At 32.8% G+C, this 20133-nt stretch carries 16 protein-coding genes; 10 read left to right on the top strand and 6 right to left on the bottom strand.

Features of this window, described 5'->3' with window-relative positions:
• Positions 1-198: 198 nt before the first annotated feature.
• Together Q0870_RS09540 and Q0870_RS09535 are read right to left on the bottom strand one after the other, a co-directional pair.
• Complete coding sequence (locus tag Q0870_RS09540) at positions 199-1812, bottom strand: SulP family inorganic anion transporter (protein ID WP_298555058.1); 1614 nt, start codon at positions 1810-1812, stop codon at positions 199-201.
• A gap of 102 nt (positions 1813-1914) precedes the next feature.
• Complete coding sequence (locus Q0870_RS09535) at positions 1915-2286, bottom strand: hypothetical protein (protein WP_298555055.1); 372 nt, start codon at positions 2284-2286, stop codon at positions 1915-1917.
• A 165-nt stretch (positions 2287-2451) separates the two neighbouring features.
• On the opposite strand from Q0870_RS09535, the gene Q0870_RS09530 reads away from it, so the two are divergent.
• Entirely contained in the window at positions 2452-4188 is a 1737-nt protein-coding gene (locus Q0870_RS09530) for a M14 family metallopeptidase (RefSeq protein ID WP_298555052.1), read from the top strand.
• Between the two features lies 1 nt (position 4189).
• On the opposite strand, the gene Q0870_RS09525 is transcribed toward Q0870_RS09530, so the two are convergent.
• Together Q0870_RS09525 and Q0870_RS09520 are read right to left on the bottom strand one after the other, a co-directional pair.
• Positions 4190-4771 (bottom strand): NUDIX domain-containing protein, encoded by a 582-nt coding sequence (locus Q0870_RS09525; RefSeq protein ID WP_298555050.1) that lies wholly within the window; start codon positions 4769-4771, stop codon positions 4190-4192.
• A gap of 178 nt (positions 4772-4949) precedes the next feature.
• Complete coding sequence (locus Q0870_RS09520) at positions 4950-8780, bottom strand: T9SS type A sorting domain-containing protein (RefSeq protein ID WP_298555047.1); 3831 nt, start codon at positions 8778-8780, stop codon at positions 4950-4952.
• Between the two features lie 249 nt (positions 8781-9029).
• Here Q0870_RS09520 and pyrE point away from each other — a divergent pair, with 249 nt between their 5' ends.
• Together pyrE and Q0870_RS09510 are read left to right on the top strand one after the other, a co-directional pair.
• A complete protein-coding gene (gene pyrE / locus Q0870_RS09515; protein ID WP_298555229.1) occupies positions 9030-9674 on the top strand; it encodes an orotate phosphoribosyltransferase in 645 nt (214 codons plus the stop codon).
• A 95-nt stretch (positions 9675-9769) separates the two neighbouring features.
• Positions 9770-10165 (top strand): SRPBCC family protein, encoded by a 396-nt coding sequence (locus Q0870_RS09510; RefSeq protein ID WP_298555044.1) that lies wholly within the window; start codon positions 9770-9772, stop codon positions 10163-10165.
• Here Q0870_RS09510 and Q0870_RS09505 read toward each other — a convergent pair.
• Positions 10162-10893, bottom strand: a complete 732-nt coding sequence (locus Q0870_RS09505) for a biotin--[acetyl-CoA-carboxylase] ligase (protein ID WP_298555041.1) — start codon at positions 10891-10893, stop codon at positions 10162-10164. The two genes, Q0870_RS09510 and Q0870_RS09505, sit on opposite strands and share 4 nt — an antisense overlap.
• A 93-nt stretch (positions 10894-10986) precedes the next feature.
• On the opposite strand from Q0870_RS09505, the gene rsfS reads away from it, so the two are divergent.
• The 7 genes from rsfS to Q0870_RS09470 all read left to right on the top strand — a co-directional run bounded on the left by rsfS (position 10987) and on the right by Q0870_RS09470 (position 17082).
• Positions 10987-11358 carry a ribosome silencing factor gene (gene rsfS, locus Q0870_RS09500; RefSeq protein WP_298555038.1) on the top strand — a complete coding sequence of 124 codons (372 nt, stop codon included), beginning with the start codon at positions 10987-10989 and terminating at the stop codon, positions 11356-11358.
• Between the two features lie 9 nt (positions 11359-11367).
• Entirely contained in the window at positions 11368-13329 is a 1962-nt protein-coding gene (gene ftsH, locus Q0870_RS09495) for an ATP-dependent zinc metalloprotease FtsH (protein ID WP_298555036.1), read from the top strand.
• A gap of 120 nt (positions 13330-13449) precedes the next feature.
• Positions 13450-14058 carry an LUD domain-containing protein gene (locus Q0870_RS09490; protein WP_298555034.1) on the top strand — a complete coding sequence of 203 codons (609 nt, stop codon included), beginning with the start codon at positions 13450-13452 and terminating at the stop codon, positions 14056-14058.
• A gap of 1 nt (position 14059) precedes the next feature.
• Complete coding sequence (locus Q0870_RS09485; protein WP_298555029.1) at positions 14060-14881, top strand: phosphatidate cytidylyltransferase; 822 nt, start codon at positions 14060-14062, stop codon at positions 14879-14881.
• Positions 14871-15527: a phosphatidylserine decarboxylase family protein gene (locus tag Q0870_RS09480; protein WP_298555026.1), complete on the top strand. Its 657-nt coding sequence runs from the start codon at positions 14871-14873 to the stop codon at positions 15525-15527. Before Q0870_RS09485 ends, Q0870_RS09480 begins: the two co-directional genes overlap by 11 nt.
• On the top strand, positions 15520-15783 hold the full coding sequence (locus Q0870_RS09475; protein ID WP_298555023.1) for an acyl-CoA-binding protein: 264 nt from the start codon (positions 15520-15522) through the stop codon (positions 15781-15783). Before Q0870_RS09480 ends, Q0870_RS09475 begins: the two co-directional genes overlap by 8 nt.
• Positions 15784-15939: 156 nt before the next feature.
• A complete protein-coding gene (locus tag Q0870_RS09470) occupies positions 15940-17082 on the top strand; it encodes a TlpA disulfide reductase family protein (protein WP_298555018.1) in 1143 nt (380 codons plus the stop codon).
• A 126-nt stretch (positions 17083-17208) separates the two neighbouring features.
• Here Q0870_RS09470 and Q0870_RS09465 read toward each other — a convergent pair whose 3' ends face one another.
• Positions 17209-19842: a valine--tRNA ligase gene (locus Q0870_RS09465; protein ID WP_298555015.1), complete on the bottom strand. Its 2634-nt coding sequence runs from the start codon at positions 19840-19842 to the stop codon at positions 17209-17211.
• Positions 19843-20133 lie beyond the last annotated feature (291 nt).

Here is a 20133-nt window from a genome sequence, read left to right as displayed (position 1 = left end):
AATCTATAACTTAATCTGACAGCTAGCAAACTAGACCGCGTTAGGGATTGCAGCGGCATCCTTTTTTTAAAAGACAACTATAAGTTAAGTATAGGACAGAAGTATTTACATATTAATACGTCGCTTACCCCTCTCAATAACATTAAAAAAAGATATAGTGGAAAGCCCGACCCTTGTGGTAACGCCCAAATAAAAAATTTAGAACTTATACTCTGAAAGCCCTTTGGTGAATGCTTCTGGGTTTTCGGCAAGGTGATAGCGTGGATCGTCGATACCTTCTTCAATCACTTCTCTAAATTTAGGGCTAGATTTATAAAGCAAGACTTTACAATCTTCACTTAAATGTTTAAGTCTGATTTGTTTTCCTGCGGCTTCGTATTTCTCAACCAGATTAAAAATAGCTTCTATTGCTGAGTGGTCGCTTACTCGTGATTCTACAAAATCGATTTCTACTTTGTCTGGATCGTTTTTAACATCAAATTTCTCATTAAATGCTATAATAGAGCCGAAAAACAAAGGGCCCCAGATTTCATAAATCTTAGTACCATCATCCTTAATGCGCTTGCGGGCGCGTATGCGTTTGGCGTTTTCCCAAGAGAATACCAATGCGCTGATAATAACACCTGCAATTACTGCGATGGCTAAATCAAAAATTACGGTTAGGGATGATACGGCAACTAAAACAATGACATCGCTTAACGGGATTTTATTTAAGATTCTGAAACTACTCCAAGCGAATGTACCGATGACTACCATGAACATAACCCCTACTAAGGCAGCGATTGGAACTTGCTCAATTAAACCTGATGCAAAAAGGATGAATATGAGTAACAGTACTGCGGCTACAATTCCTGAAAGGCGTGTTCTACCACCTGATTTTATGTTGATTAACGATTGCCCAATCATGGCACAACCACCCATACCACCAAATAAACCTGTTACGATGTTTGCACCGCCTTGTGCCATACACTCGCGGTTGGCATTACCTCTGGTTTCGGTTAATTCGTCTACTAAATTAAGCGTCATTAAAGATTCTATTAAACCAATAGCTGCTAATATTAGGGCATAAGGGAATATAAATTTTAACGTTTGAAAATTGAATGGTACTTTAGAAAAAATATCGGTTTGAAATTGTGGCAAACCACCTTCTAAACCTGTTCCGCCTCCATCACGAATAAAACTTCCTACGGTGGCTACATCCAAATTTCCGAAGATTACAATTCCTGAGACTACTAAAATAGCTATAAGTGCTTCTGGTAATTTTTTGGTTAATTTAGGTAAACCAAACATGATTGCCATGGTAAGACCAACAAGCCCTAACATGGTCCAAAGTTGAGTTCCTGAAAACCAATCGCCGTTTACATCTTTAAACATGGCTAATTGCGATAAGAATATTACAATAGCTAGTCCGTTTACAAACCCCATCATTACGGGATGTGGAATTAAGCGAACAAACTTACCAAGCTTAAAAACACCAGCTAACATTTGAATAATTCCCATGAGGATAACAGTTGCGAAAAGATAATATAACCCGAGTTGCTCGCTAGGTTCTCCCATAGCATTTCCTTCTGCGACTAAGCTTACCATTACAACTGCTAAAGCTCCAGTGGCACCACTAATCATACCTGGGCGACCTCCAAAAATTGAGGTGATTAAACCAATCATGAATGCTGCGTACAACCCAACTAATGGGTCTACACCAGCAACAAAAGCAAAAGCTACTGCTTCTGGAACTAACGCTAAAGCAACAGTTATTCCACTTAAAATATCGTTTTTAGCATTGGCTGCACGCTTTCTAATAAACTCAGTCATGGTTCTTTTTTTGAAGGTGCAAATTTACGCTTAATATGTTTGAGAGCAAATAAGAAGGATTATAATTTATCTATTAGAGAAACTATAACGTTTTAGTAATAATTATGACAATCCTTTTTGCAACCAAACTAATGCGGAATCTCTTTCTTGAAATAGTTCAAAATTGCGATGAATATTTCCATTAATATTAATTAGTGTTTCTGTAGACATTACTGCACCACTGGTATTAGCCAACACAGCTATAAACTTTATTTCATCCAAATGAACAATACTCTTTTGAGCTTCAAAGGTATATGTATAAGAATACTTTTTATTAATCAATAAGCCAATTGACGCTTCTAAATTATTCTTTAGAAAATCATGAAATTCTTTAACCAAAACTTCATCCATAACTACGCCCTCATCAACAATAACCTCAGCTAAGTTTTTTTGTAAAATATTAATAATCCCAAATGAAAGCTTAAAAATACTCATAGTTATTGCTTTTGGAGAATAATACAAAACAACACATTCAAACTAAGTAATCTCATGTAATAGCACTTACAGCATTAAATCTAGTCATTTTTTTTATACTTCGAGCAACATAAAACTTTATTTATATAAGAAATCGTAGTTTTATAAAAATTTATAACTTCATTCATGAGAAAAGTATTAATCTTTCTTATTTTATTCGTTTCCTGTAATAGATCTTCTAACAAAACCGTTTATAATTTCAAAACTCATTTTGAAAAATCAAACGGATTAGAAACTGCTACTTACCAGCAAACCATTAAATTTTATTATGATTTAGCTGAAGTTTATAGCGAAGTATCTATAAAATCCGTAGGAGAAACTGATTCAGGAAAGCCTTTACATTTAGTAACGTTGAATATCGATAAAGTATTTGACTTTTCTAAAATCAGAGCTAATAACAAACGTATTTTATTTATAAACAATGGTATTCATCCTGGAGAATCTGATGGTATTGATGCTACCATGATGCTCTTTAGAGACATTCTACAAAACAAGATTGAAGCTCCAAAGAACACTGTTTTGGCAACCATTCCTATTTACAATATTGGAGGAAGTCTAAATAGAAATTCTACAACACGAACTAATCAAAATGGCCCAAAAGAATATGGTTTTAGGGGCAACGCTAGAAACTATGATTTAAATAGAGATTTTATTAAATGTGACACTAAAAATGCTAAAACATTTACTAAAGTTTTTCATATAATTAAACCAGATGTTTTTATTGACAATCATGTAAGCAATGGTGCCAATTATCAATACACACTCACTCATTTGTTTACACAACACAATAAACTTGGTGGCGACTTGGGTAACTATTTACATACTGATTTGATGCCGAAATTAGAACATAATTTAGCTAAAAAACAATGGAACATCACACCGTATGTAAATGTTTTTAATAAAGTTCCTGAAAAAGGTTTTTCTCAATTTATGGATTCCCCGAGATACTCCACAGGTTACACAACTTTATTTAATTGCTTAGGGATGATGATTGAAACGCATATGCTTAAACCATACAAAAAGCGTGTTGAAGGTACTTATGAATTAATGAAAAGTATGATTGAAATTATTGAAGATGATGGAGAACAAATCTCAAAAATAAGGAAAACTGTTTTAAAGAAATTATATAACAGCAAATCTTATAAACTAAATTGGGAAGTAGACACAACAAAAAACACTATTTTAAACTTTAAAGGTTTTGAAGCTGAAACAATTAAAAGTACCATAACTGGTTTTGAGCGTTTAAAATATGACACCACAAAACCATTCACAAAAAAAATAAAATATCAAAATTACTTTAAACCAAGTTTAAATATTGAAATTCCCTCTGCTTACATTATACCCCAAGGCTGGCACAATGTTATTGATTTACTAAAAATTAATCAAGTAGAAATGCATAATCTTGAAAATGATACTACTTTAAAAGTTGAAACCTATAAACTCACTAGATATGAAACTAGAAAAATGTCTTATGAAGGCCATTATCTCCACTATAACATAGAGTTAAAAACTAATAAAAAGAATATAGAATTTCGTAAAGGAGATTATATAATTTACACAAAACAAGAAGCTATTAGATACATACTAGAAACACTTGAACCACAATCAGTTGATTCATTTTTTAGCTGGAATTTCTTCGATACTATTTTACAACAAAAAGAGGGGTTTTCACCATATGTATGGGAGGACAAATCTTTAGAGTTACTAAATAATAATCCTAAATTAAAAGAAGCGTTTGAACATAGAAAAAAAGACCTTTCTGAATTTAATAATAATTGGTATGCACAGTTAGATTGGTTATTTAAACAAAGTGAACATTATGAAAATGCTCATATGCAATATCCTGTATACAAATTAAAATAATTTAAACCAATAGCTTAATATTAGCGTAAGAATTTTCAAGAGCTAGCTTTGATTGTTTCTTATTTAACCAGGCAACTTTTGTTATGCCTTCATTTTCTTGTGCTATTAATTTACCATTATAACTGGTTTTCATTTCAAACCAATAAGTTATTTTGATTTTATAACGGCCATTGCGTTTAAATATATGATAGGTTGTATTAAGCGGTTTTATAATTTTCAAACCTTTAACACCAGTTTCTTCTTCAACCTCTCTTATAGATGTTTCCTCTATAGTTTCTTTCTTTTCAGCTTTTCCTTTAGGTAAATCCCATTTATCATTCCTATAAATAAAAAGAATTTCACCCTTATCATTATAAACTTTACCTCCTCCAGCTATCACATTAGGAAGTTTCTTTAAAAATCTTTTTAAAATTTTATCTGGATTTTTATGAATTAAGCGAGCTTCACTTAATGATGTTCTATTTAGTCTTCTTATAACTTTTGCCATATTTACTGTTTTAAGCAAATAATTTTTAAAGTTAGTTTCTTTCTCAACTAAATGGGTTAAAATTATTGGTTTATCGCCAACAAAAATTTTATACATGGTTTGTTATAATTAACAATTTCAATATGGTAAAAATATCATTTTTACTAACATTTTAAACATTGTTAAAAAATATTTTTTTTAATTTATAAATAGCGTTTAATCATTTGGTTTTTATAAAAGAGAAAGTCGTTGTATTTACAACGACTTTCTTAAAAAACAATTTTTCTTTTTCTTATTACTTCCTAACAATTATTTTCTTAGTTATTGTTCTATATTCTGAGACAAATTGCACTAAATACATACCAGAATTTAACCTACTTGCATCAATATTTTGTAAACCAAATTCTAAATTAGTAGCTGTTCCAGACATCACGTTTCTTCCGCTAACATCTATAATACTATAATTCATAACTTCGTTTTCAAATAATTCTAATTCAACCTTTAAACTATTTACAACAGGATTAGGGAAGAATTTTGATTTACTATTATTAGCGATAAAATCTTCTTTGAATTCTTGATAATTATTGTAATCATTTACGAATTTTGAAAGGCCATTTTCATTACCATCTCTAGATGAAAAATCATTTCTTCCACTATTATAATTAAAATATTTGTTGAAGAAGTAACAAAACCATTTAGATCCTATTACTAAGTTAAGAGCTCCTTTAACATCTAAAGATGCACATATACCATTATCCTTAATTAAGTTAACAACATCAAAACCTGTTGTTTGCCCTGGGACTACAACTGATAAATCTAAAGTTTCTGGGTTGTAAACTAAACTATGTATTCTGTAAAAACCTCTATGTGATACTTCAAAACTTGGCTTATTAGAAACACCCAATATAGTTAATGAATATGCTTCAGTAAGCACAAATAGCCTTTCAAAACCGTTTGGTACTTCAGCACTTTCTCTTGTTTTAGCTGTAATTGTTGATTTACCATTATTCAAACAACTTACAGGTAACTTAGAATACATTGTTCCTGAGAATGCAGTACACTCAACTTCACCTAAAACTTCTACTGGTGCGCCTGCTGCATCTAATGAGGCACATAATCCTGCACTTGTTACTACCGTTAATACATCTACACCTGTAGTTGTTCCGAATTCTACGATGCCTAAGTTTAGGAAGTTTGCACTATCCTCGCGCCCGTCATAAACTAAGGTGTGAATCGTGTATAATCCTGAACTGGTTACTGTGAATTCTGGTGTGGCACTTACGGCTTCTATTACTAAGCCTTCGCCTGAGGTTAATACAAATATGTTGCTATAACCTTCTGGCACATTGATGTTTCCATCTGGTGTTGCGCTTATTGTTGCTGAATCTCCTGTTAAAGTGACATTACTTGATGTGGCATGTAAAGTGCCTGCATCTGCGGTACAAAATCCTAGAGTGACTGACACTCCAGTTACATCAAGAGAGGCACATAAACCATTAGCTGTAACTATTGATAACACATCACCTCCTGTAGTCTCTCCAAAATTTACTACATTTAAATCTAAGAAATTTTCACTTTCTGCTCTTCCATCATAAACTAATGTATGAACAGTATATTTCCCTCCCTCTATAACTGTAAAATTAGGTGTTGCATTTACTTGTTCAATAACTAAATCTTCTCCAGAAGTTAATACAAATATCTTACTATATCCATCTGGTACTACTACATTATCATTTGCAATAGCTTCTATAGTTCCAACACCATCATTTACTGATCCTGAAATACCACTAAATGTTCCTGCGTCTGCTAAACAAATATCTTCTTCTACAGTAACTGGTGCTCCTGCTACATCTAAAGATGCACACATGTCATTATACATTATTATTTGTAATACATCTACGCCTGTAGTTGTTCCGAATTCTACAATACCTAAGTTTAGGAAGTTTGCACTGTCCTCGCGTCCGTCATAAACTAAGGTGTGAATCGTGTATAATCCTGAACTGGTTACTGTGAATTCTGGTGTGGCACTTACGGCTTCTATTACTAAGCCTTCGCCTGAGGTTAATACAAATATGCTGCTATAACCTTCTGGCACATTAATATTTCCATCTGGTGTAACGCTTATCATTGCGGAGTCTCCTGTTAAAGTGACATTGCTTGATGCCGCTTGCAGTGTTCCTGCATCTGCGGTACATGATTCTACTTGTATTGGTGAGCCTGCTGCATCTAATGAGGCACATAATCCTCCACTTGTTACTACCGTTAATACATCTACGCCTGTAGTTGTTCCGAATTCTACAATACCTAAGTTTAGGAAGTTTGCACTGTCCTCGCGTCCGTCATAAACTAAGGTGTGAATCGTGTATAATCCTGAACTGGTTACTGTGAATTCTGGTGTGGCACTTACGGCTTCTATTACTAAGCCTTCGCCTGAGGTTAATACAAATATGCTGCTATAACCTTCTGGCACATTAATATTTCCATCTGGTGTAACGCTTATCATTGCGGAGTCTCCTGTTAAAGTGACATTGCTTGATGCCGCTTGCAGTGTTCCTGCATCTGCGGTACATGATTCTACTTGTATTGGTGAGCCTGCTGCATCTAATGAGGCACATAATCCTCCACTTGTTACTACCGTTAATACATCTACGCCTGTTGTTGTTCCAAATTCTACGATGCCTAAGTTTAGGAAGTTTGCACTATCCTCGCGTCCGTCATATACTAAGGTATGAATCGTGTATAATCCTGAACTGGTTACTGTAAATTCTGGTGTAGCACTTACGGCTTCTATTACTAAGCCCTCGCCTGAGGTTAATACAAATATACTGCTATAACCCTCTGGCACATTGATGTTTCCATCTGCTATGGCACTTATTGTTGCTGAATCTCCTGTTAAAGTGACATTGCTTGATGTGGCTTGCAGTGTTCCTGCATCTGCGGTACATGATTCTACTTGTATTGGTGCGCCTGCTGCATCTAATGAGGCACATAATCCTGCACTTGTTACTACCGTTAATACATCTACACCTGTAGTTGTTCCGAATTCTACGATGCCTAAGTTTAGGAAGTTTGCACTATCCTCGCGTCCGTCATATACTAAGGTATGAATCGTGTATAATCCTGAACTGGTTACTGTAAATTCTGGTGTAGCACTTACGGCTTCTATTACTAAGCCCTCGCCTGAGGTTAATACAAATATACTGCTATAACCTTCTGGCACATTGATGTTTCCATCTGGTGTTGCGCTTATTGTTGCTGAATCTCCTGTTAAAGTGACATTGCTTGATGTGGCTTGCAGTGTTCCTGCGTCTGCGGTACATGATTCTACTTGTATTGGTGCCCCTGCTGCATCTAATGAGGCACATAATCCTCCACTTGTTACTACCGTTAATACATCTACGCCTGTTGTTGTTCCAAATTCTACAATACCTAAGTTTAGGAAGTTCTCACTGTCCTCGCGTCCGTCATATACTAAGGTGTGAATCGTGTATAATCCTGAACTAGTTACTGTAAATTCTGGTGTGGCACTTACGGCTTCTATTACTAAGCCTTCGCCTGAGGTTAATACAAATATGCTGCTATAACCTTCTGGCAAATTGATGTTTCCATCTGGTGTTGCGCTTATTGTTGCTGAATCTCCTGTTAAAGTGACATTGCTTGATGTGGCATGTAAAGTGCCTGCGTCTGCGGTACAAGAACCGCCAATAGTAAAAGTTATTGATTTTGAATCGCAGTAACCAAATCCTAAATCAAATTTATAGAGGTTTGCTGATAATTTAAATTTCCCCTCACCTATATACCAAGGCTTATTACCTGCCGGAAATGTATAAGGTAAAAGATTTTCAGTAACTTTATACCTTTCTCCTGTTTCCAAATTTTCAATGACATATTTTACGCTTTGAGAATAGCCATCAACATGCATATTGACATAAAAATTTGTTGGTAATTCATCAAAGATGTAATTACCGCCATCAATCAAAGTAACAGACTCATGTCCATTACTAAATTCAAAACCTTCAATATCTCCACAATCAATATCCGCAAACGATTGCATTGAAATTAGTAGAAAGAAGAAATAAATTAGGTATTGAGATTTGGTTTTTCGGTAAGGTAGTTTTCTGTTCATTGTTATTTTGTTTAATTTATTTTAAGTAAAGTTAAACAAAATAATTAATTGTTTAATTATTTGATTATTTATTTAAACAAAATATTATGCGCTTTATCGAAAAAAGCAACTCAGATGTAGTTAAATTCCTTAAAAACAATAAAATAGACACTAAATCTAATATAGGCTTGATTATAATATTGTTAAAAAAATATGATTATATATATTTAACAAGTCATTAAATTTAAATTTATGTGTAATTTTGCTGATATGATTTTTGACAAAGACACCGCTAAAAAAACCGCCGAAGTTTTATTACAAATAAATGCTATAAAACTAAGCCCTAAGGAACCTTTTACTTGGGCTTCAGGCTGGAAATCCCCAATTTATTGTGATAATCGAATTGTATTATCCTTTCCTCCAATTCGTAATTATATACGCGAAACAATGGGAAAATATATTGAAAGAGAATATGGTAAACCCGATGTTATTGCTGGTGTTGCTACAGGCGCAATAGGTATTGGCATATTGGTTGCAGAATATTTAGGCCTTCCTTTTATATATGTAAGACCAGATGCTAAAGGGCACGGACGGAAAAATCAAATTGAAGGGTTTGTTGAAAGCGGACAAAATGTTGTAGTTGTTGAAGATTTAATAAGTACAGGAAAAAGCAGTTTGAATGCCGTTAAAGCTTTAAAAGAAGCAAATATAAATGTAAAAGGCATGGTTGCTATTTTTACTTATGGCTTTGATATAGCTTCAAAAAATTTCGAAAAAGACGGTATCCGTTTGAATACATTAAGTAATTATGAAAATTTACTTGAAGAAGCTTTAGAGACTAATTATATATCTAAAAAAGAGTTAGAAACTTTATCAGATTGGAACACCAATCCTAGTGAATGGAACGCTAATTGATATATGTAATGCAAAGTTGTTTTGAGTTATTAAGGCGTTTAGTCAAACCTATTTTCAATCAACTTAGCAACTTAACTATAAACCAATAACAAAAAATGAATTTAGAATCCCCTAAAATTAGCGTCAGTAAATCGCCTGAAGATGTATTTAATTTTTTATCTGACATCAAAAATTTTGAATCGTTAATGCCTGAAAACATTAGTAAATTTGAAATTTTAGATGAAGATAAGTTTCTTTTTGCTTTAAAAGGCATGCCAGAAATTATTCTTAAAAAGAAAGAAGTTATACCTCCAAATAAAATAGTTTTAGGTGCTGCAGGAGGAAAAATAGATTTTTCGTTGATAGCCAATATTATTGAAATTGATGCTAACTCAAGTGAAGTAAAATTAGATTTTACTGGAGACTTCAACCCTATGATGGCAATGATGATAAAAAGTCCTATTAGCAAATTTATTGAAACACTTGCCACAAGTATTCCAAAAGCTATTTAATACAACAGTGTAATTTCTTTTAAATCGAATGCTTTCAAAATATTGTCTTCTAATAATACTTGAAGGTGACCAGATTCGGAAACACCCTTTATAAAACCAGAAAACATATCACCTTCAGCATTTTTAAAAGTTGAAGGCTTATTTTTTCTAAATAGGTGAATTTCATATTCAGTTTTTAATTCTTCATATTTTTCGTCTTCCAATAGTATGAAATAATATTTCAAATTATTTATAAACGTAATTGTTAGCTCATCCAAATCATATGCCTTTCCTGAGATTAATTTTAATGATGACGCTTTAGGTAAATTTTCAAATATAACTTGATTTACATTTAGCCCAATTCCAATAATAGAAGCCGCAATACTATTTTGTTTTATGACATTTTCAATTAAAACACCACATATTTTTTTGTCTGCTGACAAAATGTCGTTAGGCCATTTTATACTTAATCGAGGTATTTCAATATATTCTAAGGTCTTTAAAAGTGCTAAAGCAGTTGCAATACTAATGTAAAATGGATGTTCAAATTTAAACCCAGACAAATCCTTAAACACACTACAGGTAAGGTTTTTAGACGCTTGAGAACTCCAAACAGTCCCCCTTTGACCTTTGCCTTCAGTTTGATTTTTAGCTGCAACAACAGTATAATCATCAATAGCTTTAGTGCCACTTAGCTCCTTTAAATACCTATTAGTAGAATCGATGGCATTAAGTTTGACTATACGCATATACAAGTTATTAAATTACTCTAAAATCTTATGTTTATTTTAAAGTATAAAGAACTAAAAAAATAATAACTTTGCACAAATTAAAAATATTTAATGGCGAAAGAAAAAAAAAGCGCAGACCAATTAATATCAGTAATAATCAGTGGGATTGAAGATGTTAAAGGCAAAGAAATTAATATTCTAGATTTAAGAGAGATTGAAAACACGGTTTGCGATTACTTTATTATCTGCGAAGGGACTTCAAACACGCAAGTAAACGCTATTGTTAATTCCATTCAAAAAACAGTAAGTAAAACGCTTAAAGATAATCCTTGGCATACTGAAGGCGCTGAAAACTCAGAATGGGTATTGATTGATTATGTTAATGTTGTAGTGCATGTGTTTCAAAAACATATTAGAGAGTATTATGATATTGAAAGTCTTTGGGGCGATGCAAAAACTACAGTTATAGAAACGAGTTACTAAAAAAATCAAATGGCAAACGATAAGAAAAACACAAAAGATAAGAAACCTAAATTTAGTCCATATTGGATTTATGGCATATTGATAGCCCTTTTTCTTGGATATCAATTATTTAGTGGAGCTAGCTATCAAGACACTAACAAAACAACCCCTTCTGACTTTTTTAAGTATTTAGAAGCTGGTGATGTAGACCGTGTTGACATTGTAAAAAACACACGAGTAGCGAAAGTATATTTAACCAAAGATGCTGAGGCTAAAGAGATTCATAAAAACTCAAAACCTCAAACATTTATTCCATCTGCTACAAAATTGCCTAACTACAGGTTTGAGTTTGGTGACCTTCAAAATTTTGAAAATCAACTAAATGAAATGACCGAAGAATTATCGGCTAAACCGATAATAACTTTTGATACAGAAACAAACGATTGGGGTAATTTACTGATGGGTATTCTCCCTTTTATTTTATTAATTGGTGTTTGGATATTTATTATGCGTCGTATGTCTGGAGGTGCTGGCGGAGGTGCAGGTGGGCAGATTTTCAACATAGGAAAATCTAAAGCCAAACTTTTTGATCAGAATACAGAAGTTAAAACGAGTTTTAAAGATGTTGCAGGTCTTGAAGGTGCGAAAGAAGAGGTTCAAGAAATTGTAGACTTCCTAAAATTTCCTGAAAAATATACTACTCTTGGTGGTAAAATCCCAAAAGGTGCCTTACTTGTAGGCCCTCCAGGAACCGGTAAAACCTTATTAGCAAAAGCTGTAGCTGGAGAAGCTAAAGTTCCTTTCTTCTCATTATCAGGTTCAGATTTTGTTGAAATGTTTGTTGGTGTTGGAGCTTCTCGTGTTAGAGATTTATTCAAACAAGCAAAAGAAAAATCACCATCAATTATTTTTATTGACGAAATTGATGCCATTGGTCGTGCAAGAGGTAAAAACGCCATGTCTGGTAGTAATGATGAGCGTGAAAATACACTAAACCAGTTATTAACTGAAATGGATGGTTTTGGTACAAATACAAACGTTATTGTAATTGCCGCAACAAATAGAGCCGATATTTTAGATAAAGCCTTAATGCGTGCTGGACGTTTTGATAGACAAATTTTTGTTGATTTACCAGACGTACGTGAACGTGAAGAAATTTTTGAAGTCCACTTAAGACCTCTTAAAAAAGCAAAAAATCTAGATTTAGATTTCCTTTCAAAACAAACCCCTGGTTTTTCAGGAGCAGATATTGCTAATGTTTGTAATGAAGCCGCTTTAATAGCAGCTAGAAATGGTAAAAAGGCGGTTGACAAACAAGATTTTCTAGATGCTGTTGATAGAATTATTGGAGGTCTTGAAAAGAAAAATAAAATTATCACACCTAGCGAAAAACGTGCCGTTGCCTTTCATGAAGCAGGTCATGCTGTAACCAGTTGGATGTTAGAACATGCTGCACCTTTAGTAAAAGTTACTATTGTACCACGCGGACGCTCATTAGGTGCTGCATGGTATTTACCCGAAGAACGTTTAATTGTGCGCCCAGAACAGATGCTTGATGAAATGTGTGCCGCTTTAGGTGGTCGTGCAGCTGAAAAAGTAATTTTTGATAAAATCTCAACAGGTGCTTTAAGCGATTTAGAAAAAGTAACAAAACAAGCTCGTGCTATGGTTACAATTTACGGGCTTAGTGATAAAGTTGGAAATTTAACATATTATGATTCAGGACAAAGCGAATACGGTTTCACAAAACCGTACAGCGAGCAAACAGCAGAATTAATTGATAAAGAAATTTCAGATATTATTGAAAAGCAATATCAACGCGCAATAAAGCTACTTGAAACAAATAAAGATAAATTAACACAACTAGCAGAAGTACTATTGGAAAAAGAGGTTATTTTTAAAGATAATCTTGAAAAAATATTTGGAAAACGTCCTTTTGAAAAAGAAAGTTCTTTAAGTGCAAAAGAAGAAATAAAGGACGAAGAAGAATAAGACCTAACGCCTTAAATTATTAAGCATTTAGTAAAAATCTTAAATTAATCGTAAGGTTAATTTAAGATTTTTTATATTTGATGCACATTGAAGGGAAAGCGGTTAATAGCAATACATTAAATGAGTCTTTTTAGAAAAATTTTTGGTTCTAGATCTGCTGGTTCAGAGAAAGAATTAAAATCTGATAATAGAGGCAAGTATATGCCCGAAATAAAGCTACCAATAGACGAAAGGTTTACCATAAACTTTAAGGCTAATGGCGGTAAGTTTCTGTATTGCGAAAATTTAGATGAGATTTATAAAAACTTAGGTCATATCATTGAAGAAAATGACTGGGAAGAAGAACAAGTGTTATTGCTTGATACCGAATTAAAAGATAAATTTAAAGGCTCCAATTTACTTCCAACAAGAAAAATAAGTGAAGCCACATACTTTATCACAACTTGCGAAAATTTAATTGCCAATGATGGCTCTTTATTAGTTTCATCAAAACAGATTTTTGAAAAAAAACTTCCTGAACTACCTTTTAATTTTATTGTTTTTGCCACTACAAGTCAAATCGTTGATAATATTGGTGAAGGTCTACGAGGCATAAAAAATAAGAACAGACAAAAAATCCCAACAAATATCACAACCATTAAACACTTTAAATCTGGAGATGAAAAAGATTTTCTAAGTTACGGTAGTAGTGCTAAAAATTTATACCTATTACTTTTAGAAGATTTATAGAATGAAAGAAACGCTTGTACGATCACTTTCTGGCTTAGTCTATGTTTCACTATTGCTTATTTGCCTCTGTTTTGAACATGCATTAATTGCTCTTTTTTTCGTTTTTGGATTAATTTGTATAGGCGAATTCAAAAAGCTAATCCAATTAAAAAGTAATATTCCTTATTTCATATTCATTTCACTTTATGCAGTTTTTGGATATTGGCAAACCATACTAAATACAAGTACTGGTTTAAACGAAACCACTCAAATTCTTTTAGTACTATCAATATTTGTCGAGCTATTTTTAATTAAAGATTTATTTTCTAAAAAAAGCATTCCTCTTTTCGCAACCAAACGTTTTTTACTAACAACGTTTTACCTATCAAGTGCATTTGTTTTTTTAATTTTAATAGCAAATTATTATGAAGATTATAATCCAGACATCCTATTAGGAGCCTTTATTTTAGTTTGGGTAAACGATTCATTTGCATACTTAGTAGGCAAAAATTTTGGTAAACAAAAGCTATTTGAAATTATATCCCCTAAAAAAACAGTGGAAGGTTTTCTTGGAGGTTTGTTCTTCTCATGTGTAGCAAGTTATTTTATCGCTACCTTTACAGGTACTTTAACATTTACAAGCTGGCTAATTTTAAGCATAATAGTTAGCGTATTTGGCACTTTAGGAGACTTAATAGAGTCTAAATTTAAAAGACAAGCAAACGTAAAAGATAGTGGTATTATTATGCCTGGGCATGGTGGATTATTAGATAGACTAGATAGCATTATTTTTGCTGCTCCATTTATATATTTATTTTTAAGAATTTTGAATTATGTTTCATAAAGAAGGTCATAAAATTATAATTGTTACACTTATTATTGTTGTAGCTGGTTATTTATTAGTAGATAGTTTTGTTGATATTACTTGGCTAAGAACTATTATAATGATAGCATTATTAGTATTTCTCATTTTGATATTGCAATTTTTTAGAAACCCAAAACGAAACACGCAACTTAATGACAGCCAAGTTATTTCGCCAGTAGATGGTAAAGTAGTTGTTATTGAGGAGGTTTTTGAAAAAGAATATTTTAAAAAAAAACGTTTGCAAGTTAGCGTATTTATGTCGCCAATAAATGTTCATGTTACGCGCTACCCTATTGGTGGAAATGTTGTGTTTAGTAAATACCACCCAGGAAAATATTTAGTAGCATGGCATCCTAAAGCAAGTGAAGAAAATGAACGCACAACCGTGGTTGTTGAAAACGAAACCTATGGTAAAGTATTACACCGACAAATTGCTGGTGCATTAGCAAAACGAATTGTAAACTATGCAAAAGTTGACCATAAAGCTACTCAAGGTGGAGAATCTGGATTTATAAAATTTGGATCTAGAGTAGATTTGTTTTTACCCTTAGATACTAATATTAAAGTAAAATTAAATCAGAAAGTAAAGGGAGGCGAAAGTATTATTGCAGAAATTAATGAGTAACCCATTAGACATAGAGTTTGAAGAAGCTGTAGAACGAGTGAATGCTCACGAAGCGCCTTTTCCTGCTGATACCCTTTTAAAACTTTATGCCTACTACAAAAAGGCCACAAATAATTACGGTAAACCTAGAAGCAAAAAACCTATTATAAATGCTTTTAAAACCAACGCTTTATTCCAAGCCAAAGGACTTAGTGAAGATGAAGCCAAACAAGCCTATATCGATTTGGTTACAAATTACTTCTTATACAGGAAGTGATTTTACAGATAAAACAACGTCTATTTCTAAAAGTTTATAAGACTATAAACTTGACTTTGTAAAAAAATTCAAATAACTTCGTTTAAAGTCGGATATAAAACATAAAGCAGTTGAATATACCTTTAGTTGTGAACCATTAAACCTAACATTAAACAAATGAAAATAATATACAAATTAATTCTAAGTATCTATTTTGTAATTTCTATAACTGCTTGTGTTGAAAAAGAAAGAAAAAAGGAAAAATTTACAATCTTGGGACAAATAAGTGGATTTCCAGATGGGACTAAATTTTATTTAAGAAACTTGGCTACTGATGCTGTATTCGATAGCACAACAGTAGAAAATAACAGTTTTAAGTTTGAAGGACATTTATCTAGCCCACCAGAACAAATTTGGTTAAACGCTACTGTTGATAAAAAATTTATTTATACTAATCTTCTTATCGGAAATGACAATATTACTGTTAAAGGAGATATATCAGACTTTCCATGGAATGTAAATATCAGAGGTTCAAAAACTCAAGAAGATTTTAATTATTCTCAAAGCCTAACAAAGGAAAATAATATCAAAAGAAATTCTTTGGTACAAACTTTTATGAATCTACCCCAAGAAAAGCAACGAGAAATAGGAGCAGGAATTTGGAAGAAAATTAGAACAATAGATAGCGCTACACAGATTTCACGAATTAACTATATAAAATCACATCCCAACACCTATATAAGTATAATAGAACTTGGCTATTTGAAAAATCAATTACCAAAAGACACAATACAGAAAATATTTAAAAATTATACACCTGAAATAAAAGAAAGTAAATATGCCAAAGTAGTTGAAGTATTTCTAAGAGAGAATATCGCTAAAATTGGAGATAAATTTCACGATTTTGAAGGAATAAATCAAAAGGGAGAAAAGGTTAAATTTTCAAACATTAGAGGAGAATATACACTTCTTGACTTTACAGCAGCTTATTGTGGCCCTTGTATTAAAGCAGCAGATGAATTAGTAGAAATAAACAAGGAGTATTCTGATTCTTTAAAAATAGTAAGCTTCACCCAAGACCCCAAAAAAGATGTTTGGCTAAAGTCGTTAGAAAGAGATAAAGTTACTTGGAATAGTATTTGGGATGGAAAAGGAAGATATAGCGAAACATCAATTAAATATGGAATTCAAGGCATTCCAACCTTTGTTTTAATAAATCCAGAAGGAACAATTATTGACAAATGGACAGGTTATAGCAAAGGAAATCTTATTAGTAAAATAGAGAAAAAAATAATAGCACAAAACAATAGCTATAAATAATTGCTTGTTCTCGTCTACTTCTGAAAATTCTATCGGATTTTCAGTCTGGTGTGTACTTGCAAAGTTTAATGCTAAACCACACACAATTGCTCATATACGTAACCGCTAACAAATCTTCTCAAAAAATCACTTCAAACTAAACAAACTAGCTTTTAAAGTTTCAATTTTGGCTAAAGCATCTGCTTCTTTTTTCTTTTCGCTTGCAACCACTTGTTCTGGTGCTCCTGCAATAAAACGTTCGTTAGACAGCTTCTTTTGTACCGATTTTAAAAAGCCTTCAGTATAATTTAACTCTTCAGTAAGTTTTTTAATTTCAGCTTCAACATCAATAGCGCCAACCATGGGTATAAAATACTCGTTCGATTTTACCCTAAATGTCAAAGCGCCATCAATAGCTTCAGATGTAGCTTCTATATTTTCTAGGTTTCCTAATTTAGCTATAACCCCATTAAAAGTAGTATTTGTTTTTTCATTGTTTATTACTGAAAAACCAATGGCATCTTTAAACGCAATATTCTTTTGTTTCCTAATGTTTCTAATTCCAGAAATCACTTCCGAAGCAAACTCAAACCCCTCAATTAAAGTATCATTTACAGCTTTTGTTTCTGGCCATTTAGCAACAATTAATGCTTCTTCTGGAGTTCTTTCAGAAATGTATTGCCAAATTTCTTCTGATAAAAATGGCATAAAAGGATGTAATACTTTTAAATTATTCTCAAAAGCTTCAATTACCGCTTTGTATGTTATAGCGTCAATTGGTTTTTGATATGCAGGCTTAATGATTTCTAATAACCAAGATGAAAAATCGTCCATGATTAATTTGTAAATTGCCATTAAAGCATCAGATAGTCTGTACTTACTAAAATGATCTTCAATTTCAACTAATGCTTTTTGAAACTTAGCTTCATACCACTCTAAGCCCACTTTTGCAGTTTCTGGTTGCGGAATAGTTTTATCAATATCCCACCCTTGAATTAATCGAAAGGCATTCCAAATTTTATTCCCAAAGCCTTTTCCTTGCTGGCAAAGGGCTTCATCAAACATTAAATCGTTTCCCGCTGCAGAACTTAATAATAAACCAACACGAACACCATCTGCACCGTATTCCTCAATAAGCTTTAAGGCATCAGGAGAGTTTCCTAAAGATTTACTCATTTTTCGACGTTGCTTATCGCGAACCAATCCTGTTAAGTAAACATTCTCAAAAGGTTTTTCATCTTTATATTCAAAACCTGCAATAATCATACGTGCTACCCAAAAGAAAAGAATATCCGGACCTGTTACCAAATCATTTGTTGGATAGTAGTATTTAATCTCTTCGTTTTCAGGGTTTCGAATACCGTCAAACACACTCATTGGCCATAACCATGATGAAAACCATGTATCTAGCGCGTCAGTATCCTGACGCAGGCTGTTAGCTGTTAACTCTTGGTTATTAGCCGCCACTCTTGCCTTTAGTACTGCTTGTTCAATGGTTTCAGCTACTACAAAATCTTCTTTTCCGTCGCCATAGAAATAAGCTGGAATTTGTTGCCCCCACATGAGTTGGCGTGATATATTCCAATCACGTATATTTTCCATCCAATGGCGATAGGTATTCTCAAACTTTTTTGGGAATAACTTAATATCATCATCTTCAAGTACAGATTTAATGGCAGGTTTTACCAAATCTTCCATTTTAAGAAACCACTGATCACTTAATCTAGGTTCAATAACGGCTTTAGTTCTTTCTGATGTTCCTACTTTATTAATATGCGTTTCGGTTTTAACTAAAACACCGTTTTCTTCTAATTCTTTAGCAATTTCTTTTCTAACTACAAAGCGGTCTTTACCTTCATAATGCAATCCGAAGCTGTTTAAACTAGCGTCTTCATTAAAAATATCAATAACATCTAGTTTGTGTTTATCACCAAGATTCTTATCATTTTCATCGTGTGCAGGCGTTACTTTCAAACACCCTGTACCAAACTCAACGTCTACGTAATCATCTTCAATAATAGGAATTACCCGATTACAGATTGGCACAACAGCTTTCTTTCCACGCAAGTGCGAAAAACGCTCATCATTAGGGTTAATACAAATTGCTGTATCCCCAAAAATAGTCTCAGGACGCGTGGTAGCTATAGTTAGCTTATCATCACTTCCTTCAATTTTATATTCTAAATAATATAAGTTTCCTTGGCGTTCTTCATGAATTACTTCTTCATCAGAAAGGGTTGTTTTAGCCTCTGGGTCCCAGTTTACCATTCTATAACCACGGTAAATCAAACCTTTTTCATATAAATCAACAAAAACCTTGATTACAGCTTCACTCATGTCATCATCCATAGTGAATTTAGTTCTGTCCCAATCACAAGAACATCCTAATTTTTTAAGTTGTTCAAGAATAACACCACCATATTCTTCTGTCCAATCCCAGGCGTGCTTTAAAAACTCATCTCGAGATAAATCATTTTTATCAATGCCTTGTTCTTTTAATTTAGCAACTACTTTAGCTTCTGTAGCAATTGATGCATGATCCGTACCAGGCACCCAACATGCATTTTTACCTAATAAGCGCGCACGACGTATTAAAACATCTTGGATGGTATTATTAAGCATATGCCCCATGTGCAACACGCCAGTAACGTTTGGTGGCGGAATAACTATAGTATACGGCTCTCTTTCGTCTGGTGTTGAATGAAAATAATTGTTTGTCATCCAGTAGTCGTACCACTTACTTTCTACCTGACTAGCATCATATTTTGATGGAATTTGCATACTTTGGAATAGTTTTTGAATATTGATGAGCAAAAGTACTTATATTTCTTTTTTCTACAAAAGCTATAAAGGTTTATAAAACATATAGAAACAAGGATTTTTAAAGAAACATAAAGAAAACCATACGTACTTTTAACCGAGTTGAATATGTTAATATGTCTGCATTACGTCTATTATTTTTGCAGATTGTGGAAAAAGTGACTATGTTTGACTAGGTTTTAAACCAAAAAAAAGCAACATACCCTATTAAATAAAGGGTTAAAAAACAAAAAAAATAAGAACAAAAAAATA

This window comes from uncultured Algibacter sp., from assembly GCF_947487575.1.
Taxonomy (GTDB): Bacteria; Bacteroidota; Bacteroidia; order Flavobacteriales; family Flavobacteriaceae; genus Algibacter_B.
Note: the sequence above shows the minus strand (reverse complement) of the source record. Positions and strands in the feature narration are given on the sequence as shown.